A 6439-nucleotide genomic window follows, 5' to 3' on the forward strand; every position below is an offset into this window, starting at 1 on the left:
TATAATGAACAGATTTCTGTTCTGAACTGATCTTGAGAAAATCGGGCGCCTTAGTAATGCCCTGGTTGATATTGCTGGTAGCGACACATAGTGTGAATAAACAGTTAAAAGAAACAATGTTCGCCTTCCCGAAGAGTTTTTGTTTGATTTGACCGGGCAGGAGCTTAAAGATTGGAGGAGCCAATTTGGCACCTCAAGCTGGAGAAAGTTAAGTCAAATAAAAACAGGCATTTGCAGTATATGGCAGGGCATAAGTATGTGAGCTCGACCGGAAGGTATCAGCTTGGTAACCTGGATAAGTTGCAGAGCAGGCTGGAAAAGTTGAATCCCCTGGCAGATAAAATGTTTTAAGATCGCAAATTGCGACCTGAAGGTATTTAAGCATAAGAAATGATTATGTTTGAAAACCAATACGATAAGAACATGAGCAAGGAACTGGCGCGAAATATTGACATCCTGTACAAACGGGTACGCGAGATCCTGGACAAAGCCCGGGAGCGGGTATACCATACAGCTAACATTGAGATGGTGCAGGCCTACTGGGATATCGGCCGTGAAATAGTTGAAGAAGAGCAGAAGGGCCAAAGGCGGGCGGAGTACGGCAGCTTCCTGCTGAAAGGTCTATCCGAGAGGCTGACCAAGGAGTATGGGCGGGGTTTTGACGAGAGCAACCTGAGGAACATCAGGAAGTTTTACGCTGTTTTTCAAAAACGTGACGCGCTGCGTCACGAATTATCCTGGACGCACTACCGGCATCTAATGCGGGTAGAGAAAGACAGCGCTAGGGAATTTTACATGGATGAAGCCATACAGGGCAATTGGAGTACTCGCCAGTTAGAAAGGCAGATCAACAGCCTGTACTACGATAGGGTGCTGTTGAGCAGGAACAAAAGGGGCATGCTTCAGGATGGCAGGTCGCAGGGGGACAGTATGCACCCTGAGCAGCTTATAAAAGACCCCTATGTGCTGGAGTTCCTGAACGTGAAGGAGAAGGAAAAGCTGGCCGAGCAGCAGCTTGAAACGGCGTTGATTAATAAGTTGCAGCATTTTCTGTTGGAGCTCGGCAACGGCTTTACCTTTGTGGGCCGCCAGTACCGTATCACAGCAGAGACAGACCATTTTTACATTGACCTGGTATTCTACAACTACATAATCAAATGCTTTCTGCTCATTGACTTGAAAACCGAGAAGCTCACGCACCAGGATATCGGTCAGATGGATTTTTATGTACGCTTTTTCGAAGAAAATGTAAAACAGTCCGGGGATAATCCAACAATAGGGCTTATTCTTTGTACCGAAAAGAATAAAACAGTTGTTAAGTACAGTTTGCTCAATGAAAGCAAGCATATCTTTGCATCAAAGTATCAGATGTACTTGCCAACAGAGGAACAGCTAAAACAAGAGATCCAACGAGAGAAAGAACAGATCGAACAGGAAAGAAGACTCTCTGAAGAATAAAATCCCACGCTTCCCTGAACCCAGCCCTTCTGCAGTAGTTTTTATCATGCCTTTTGCAGTTGCCGGCGGTCGGCACATACTCAGAATGCCCATCCGACATTGATGAATGCCAGTATCCTGTTTGTTGTGGGGCTGTAAGAGAAGGTAGTCCTCAAGGGCCCTGCTCCTGTGAGGAAGCCAATGTCAAGTGCCGCACCAAGTATGAAATTGTCGCGTGTGACATTGTAGGGCTCAAAGATAACGTAGTCAAAAAGGGCGGCGTTGATAACAGGTGTGATGAAAAACCGGTCCCATACATTGTACTGCCAGCCCATTGCACCTGTAAGTATTGACTGTGTCATCAGTTCATATTCGGTCAACCCTGCAAAGACAACCTGGTCTCTCAGGTATGGATCGATGCCTCCTACTTTGAACATATTGATAAACCCCTGGTGATAATCAAAATTATATCCTCCCTGGAAATGTGTAAATGATGTAAGCCGGCCACTTACCGGTATGTAAGATTCCCAGTTAAACCCTGCCTGCAGGAAATTGTTTATCTCTATACCGATGTCTGACAGGGTCAGGCGGTTTCCGGCAATATCGGTAATCCTGAGAGAGGGATCCTGGTTGAAAAACCAGGTGGCAGAAAGTGAACCTCTTTGACCCCTCTGGGGAAAAGCATGCCTGTTCACTGAATGCATCTTCCATCTCAGGAAACTTTTAAGGCCGCTGTTGCTGCCACTGATCCGGATATCTGACCGCGTAACCGGAGAGAGGCCCTGGTAGTATGATGCAGCGCCGCCACTCAGGTAGCTTCTCCTGCCGGTTCTCCTGTTGATGGAAGTTTCGAAATGGGTGTAACCCTGACTGTACCTGGAAACAGGTTCAAAATCCTCATATACATCGAACGTGAAATAGTCGCCTGAGAAATTTGCATTTATCCAGGTCCGCTGCCTCTCACCGGTAAAGAGATCAAGCCCTGCATAAATAGCGGGTTTCTCGCCAATACGTGCCCTGACTTCCGCCGAAAGGTTGTACAATAAAAACTTATTTAACGAGATGCCTGCGATGATACCGACACCAAGAAAGGAGTTGTAGTGCAGCGCCGCACTGATCTTATTGAAAGGATCCTCAAAAAAATTGAAGCCGAGTATGGCAGCAGGTTCATCCGGGTCAGGCCTTGCCAGATCATAGTCGATCCTGCTGAAATACCCGGTGGCAAATAGCCTGTTGGTTATCCTGGATAAGTCGCGTGGTCTCAGGGTATCTCCCTTACTGATACCGGCCATGTCGCTTATAAAACTCACCCTGACCCTGTCCAGCCCTTTGAAGGCAACCGAATCGACCACAATGAAATCGGTGCGGTGTGCTTTTGCCTGCGCAGTCAGGACCCTGTCGCCCCGGTCTTCCTGCTTATCATGAGCGGTGCGGTAAGCAGGCTTTTCACCTGACCCTGCCGCTTGCTGTGCCAGTGCCAGCTCCTCAAACAGCGAGTAGTATTGCCTCGCTGCCTTTTTACCCCTTTCAATCATCTCCGGTGCATTATCAAAGCTTGCGGCGGAAAAACCCTCCAGGTCAGGCTCCAGGTAGATATCTGTCATCTCCCGGTTAATATTTAAACGTTGTGCATCCTGGAAAAAACCCATCTGGTAAAGAATATCAACCGGTGTAATCAGTTCGGCAGCAGGCCTCAGGCCCTGTGAAACATTCATGCCGATCACAAATTCGGCGCCCATATCCTTTACCACATCAACCGGGAAATTGTTTACAACACCACCATCAACAAGCTTCCTCCCGTCCCGTTCAACTGTTGTTAAGACCGCGGGAATAGCAAGGCTTGCCCTGATGGCGCTCACTATGTTGCCGCTGTTCATGACAACGGCATCGCCGGTCTCGATATCGGTGGCAACACAGGCAAAAGGTATTGAGAGGTTCGAAAAATCATCTATGTGCCTTACATGGAAGAAAAGCTCCTGTAAAATGTTCCACATCTGCTGTCCCTCAATTATACCTGTTTTTATCCGGAAACGGCCTTCCTCGAATGGTAGTTCTATGATGTTTCGTTCGAAGTTTTCACGATGGCGGATGTGTACATTTTCCAGTTCTGCAAACCGCCCGAAGACTGAGTTCCAGTCCATCGACAGGGCAAACTCCTCTATCTCGGCAGCAGTGTAACCGGAAGCGTACATGGCCCCGGCTATGCTTCCCATGCTGGTACCGGAAATATAGTCTATCCTAAGTCCGGCACTGTCAATTATGTGAAGCAACCCCACATGCGCCAGTCCCCGTGCCCCGCCACCACTGAGAGTTAATCCCACAGCACCCGGTTCATCGGCTGCCGGTGGCGGCCCGGGCAGGCTGAATCCTTGCCGGGCCGGCATTACCAGCATCAGGAGATAGATAACAGTAATGGCTGAATACCTGGCAGCCAGCCCTGTTAAGCGATTGGATAAGTTTGCCCAATTCATGTGATTTTCAACAATGTCGGGGGTATTTGCCAGTATAGCCGGAGATTAATACCCGATTTTTTAAAGATAACTAAAAATCCGGCATTAAATTGCACCAGTACCTTGGTGTTTGCTTATAACTCAGGCAATACCTCTAAGCGAAAGCATAACGCTGAAAACTGCCAGGAATGTAAGTCCGAACATCACACCCATTGCTAAGGCAGGGGACTGGTTTTTCACGTCCCGTGTGCTGTAAAGGTAGACCGGCAGGAAAATCACAAAAGGCAGGGGAATGCCAAACAAGAGCAAAACTCCCGCACCAGGCCAGTGCATTATCTTGAAGAGTGCAGCCGTAAGGCTGATTGCAAAAGCAATGAAGGTCACTATATGCAGCCATTTATACTTCTTTTGCTCCTGTGCATTATAGCTGGAGAGCAGCGCCGCAGGCAGGAAAACAAAACCAAAAAGTAGGATGGAAACTACCAGCAGGATATTCGATGCCGGCCAGTGGTTCATTTTGAATATTGCGCCCAGCAGCAGCATGTTTGTGCTGACTGTTCCGGATATATAAACAAATTGCTTCATGATTGCCGGGTTTTGTGAGTTAATAATTTACTGAAGGTGAGCCTGGTGTCGATATGTCAGATTGCCCGGTGATCAATTCGGTATTTACCGGCACCGGTTCGTTTGAGTTTTCCCTTTCGGGGAACAGTACGGCTGTCTCTGCAGTTGAAACATTGACAGCAAGCAGGAAAGTTAATATCACCAGATAGACCGCGACCAGATGGACAAAGATCACTGACCCGGTTACCCTGCCGGCTTCCTTGAGCTTCGCGCCGGTATAGGCAGGAAGGAATACACTGATAAGCATAATGGATCCAACTATCATAAGGACATTAGCACCCGGCCAGTGAAACATCTTGAACATGGTTGAAAGTTCAAAGATCATGATTCCCCCGATCCCCGACCATGCCATAAGCCTCTGCTTTCCGTTTCCGGCCTCTTTCAGCTTTGCATAAAGAAGCAGCGGAAGGAACAGCAGGATCACCACGATCCATCCTGAACCTATTACGACACCGGCTCCTGGCCAGTGCATGACCTTGAACAGCACCCCTGCCATCAGCAGGATACCACCTACCATAATCAGGGAGTGCAGGGTCCTTGAGAGCCTCATTTTTGTGTCCCTGTGGTTAGACCAGATTGCAGCAGGGAAGAAAACAAGGGCAAGTACAATAAAACCAAGAACCAGTACCACATTTGCCCCGGGCCAGTGAAAAAGCCTCATGACGGTTGCAAGCCCCAGCATTGCCAGGGAAACGTTTCCAGTAATTTTCATTGTCATTTTCATAATCCGGTAGTTTTTATCAATTAGGAACTGGGAATCCTCTTGTATCTGTTTAAGCCTTCTTATTCCTGCCTGTTGCCTGATGTTCCGGTATGCCTCCTCGAAGTTTTTCCCTTTTCCCAACTCACTTTCCACCTCACAGCAAATATGGTCGATAAGGTCGTCGGCCAGGTGGGAGAGTGTTATCCGGGCTCTTCTTACATCAGAGGCGATCCTCTCTATCTGCTCAATGTTCAGGGTGCAGATTTCCGGAGAAGTCTTTATATCCATAATACAGATCAATTAAGTTGAAAACTATGTATATATGTGCAGGATATAGTTCATGTTCAGCATTATGCATTTGCCAGTGCCGACTAACAGGCTTATAGCCGGAAGTACTGGAGGCTATAATTCGGATTAATAATGATCTTCATTGCTTCAAGGAATTCTTTAAGCTCTGCAATTTTTTCTGCGGCAGTGCTCTTGCCTTTTTCGGTAAGCGAATAGTAAATGCGGTTCCTGTTGTTTGCAATGGCCGACTCGGTCTTTACGACACCCTCTTTTTCAAGTTTGTGCAGGACAGGGTAAATCGCCCCGAATGTAAGCTCTACCTTTCCATCGGTAATCTCCTTTACTTTCCGGGTTATCTCATACCCGTACATTCTCTTGTTCTCAGAAAGCAATTTCAGGATTATCGGACTGAGAGTTCCCTTGATCAGGTTGTTTTTGTTCATTGTTTCGTCAACTTATATAACATTATTAGATATACTGAAAACAAATATATATAAGAAACTGATATATACAAAATAATTTTAAGTGTTTTTTAAGATTATTGGCGAAAATATTTGCCAGGTGTTTGCAGGCCGTCAATTCTGCAAGATGGTGCAGGCATTAGTTGCCGCCAGATAGGTGCCGGCAGTAAATTCTGCCAGAAGGGAATACCGCCGGATGGGTGCAGGCCTTCATTTAGCTGGATGATTCCCGGTGCGCCTGTGGGGATAAATTGTTAAATCGGTCAATAATAATTGTAGATTTTACACTTTTTATTTATTATTGCCTCCGGTAATGATGTTTACACAATTTACAGACCTCTTTAAGATGGCCGGAAAAACTTCTTTGATATTGGCTATGGTTTTAATACTGTTTGCCCATGCTGGATGCAAACAGGTTTTAGAGCCCCAGAACCCCGTTATCCATGCCGACGTGCCCGATGCTTCGATAGTGCGCG

General features: G+C 46.9%; 6 protein-coding genes. 2 read left to right on the top strand and 4 right to left on the bottom strand.

Going from position 1 to position 6439, the window contains the following annotated elements; genetic code table 11:
* Window positions 1–171 precede the first annotated feature (171 nt).
* Window positions 172–351 carry a hypothetical protein gene (locus EA408_11790; GenBank protein ID TVR70066.1) on the top strand — a complete coding sequence of 60 codons (180 nt, stop codon included), beginning with the start codon at window positions 172–174 and terminating at the stop codon, window positions 349–351.
* Window positions 352–423: 72 nt separating this feature from the next.
* Complete coding sequence (locus tag EA408_11795; GenBank protein TVR70071.1) at window positions 424–1458, top strand: DUF1016 domain-containing protein; 1035 nt, start codon at window positions 424–426, stop codon at window positions 1456–1458.
* 80 nt (window positions 1459–1538) lie between these two features.
* On the opposite strand, the gene EA408_11800 is transcribed toward EA408_11795, so the two are convergent.
* The 4 genes from EA408_11800 to EA408_11815 all read right to left on the bottom strand — a co-directional run bounded on the left by EA408_11800 (window position 1539) and on the right by EA408_11815 (window position 5945).
* Window positions 1539–3908 carry a hypothetical protein gene (locus EA408_11800; protein TVR70067.1) on the bottom strand — a complete coding sequence of 790 codons (2370 nt, stop codon included), beginning with the start codon at window positions 3906–3908 and terminating at the stop codon, window positions 1539–1541.
* 120 nt (window positions 3909–4028) lie between these two features.
* Entirely contained in the window at window positions 4029–4472 is a 444-nt protein-coding gene (locus EA408_11805) for a hypothetical protein (protein ID TVR70068.1), read from the bottom strand.
* A gap of 19 nt (window positions 4473–4491) precedes the next feature.
* Window positions 4492–5514: a hypothetical protein gene (locus EA408_11810; protein ID TVR70069.1), complete on the bottom strand. Its 1023-nt coding sequence runs from the start codon at window positions 5512–5514 to the stop codon at window positions 4492–4494.
* An 80-nt stretch (window positions 5515–5594) separates the two neighbouring features.
* Window positions 5595–5945, bottom strand: a complete 351-nt coding sequence (locus tag EA408_11815) for a PadR family transcriptional regulator (GenBank protein TVR70070.1) — start codon at window positions 5943–5945, stop codon at window positions 5595–5597.
* Window positions 5946–6439 lie beyond the last annotated feature (494 nt).

It is taken from the genome of Marinilabiliales bacterium, from assembly GCA_007695015.1.
Taxonomy (GTDB): Bacteria; Bacteroidota; Bacteroidia; order Bacteroidales; family PUMT01; genus PXAP01.

Bases quoted from the DNA above. Each gene is read 5' to 3' on its own strand.
- EA408_11805 (TVR70068.1), bottom strand. From the start codon at position 4,472: ATGAAGCAATTTGTTTATATATCCGGAACAGTCAGCACAAACATGCTG.
- EA408_11800 (TVR70067.1), bottom strand. From the start codon at position 3,908: ATGAATTGGGCAAACTTATCCAATCGCTTAACAGGGCTGGCTGCCAGG.
- EA408_11795 (TVR70071.1), top strand. From the start codon at position 424: ATGAGCAAGGAACTGGCGCGAAATATTGACATCCTGTACAAACGGGTA.
- EA408_11815 (TVR70070.1), bottom strand. From the start codon at position 5,945: ATGAACAAAAACAACCTGATCAAGGGAACTCTCAGTCCGATAATCCTG.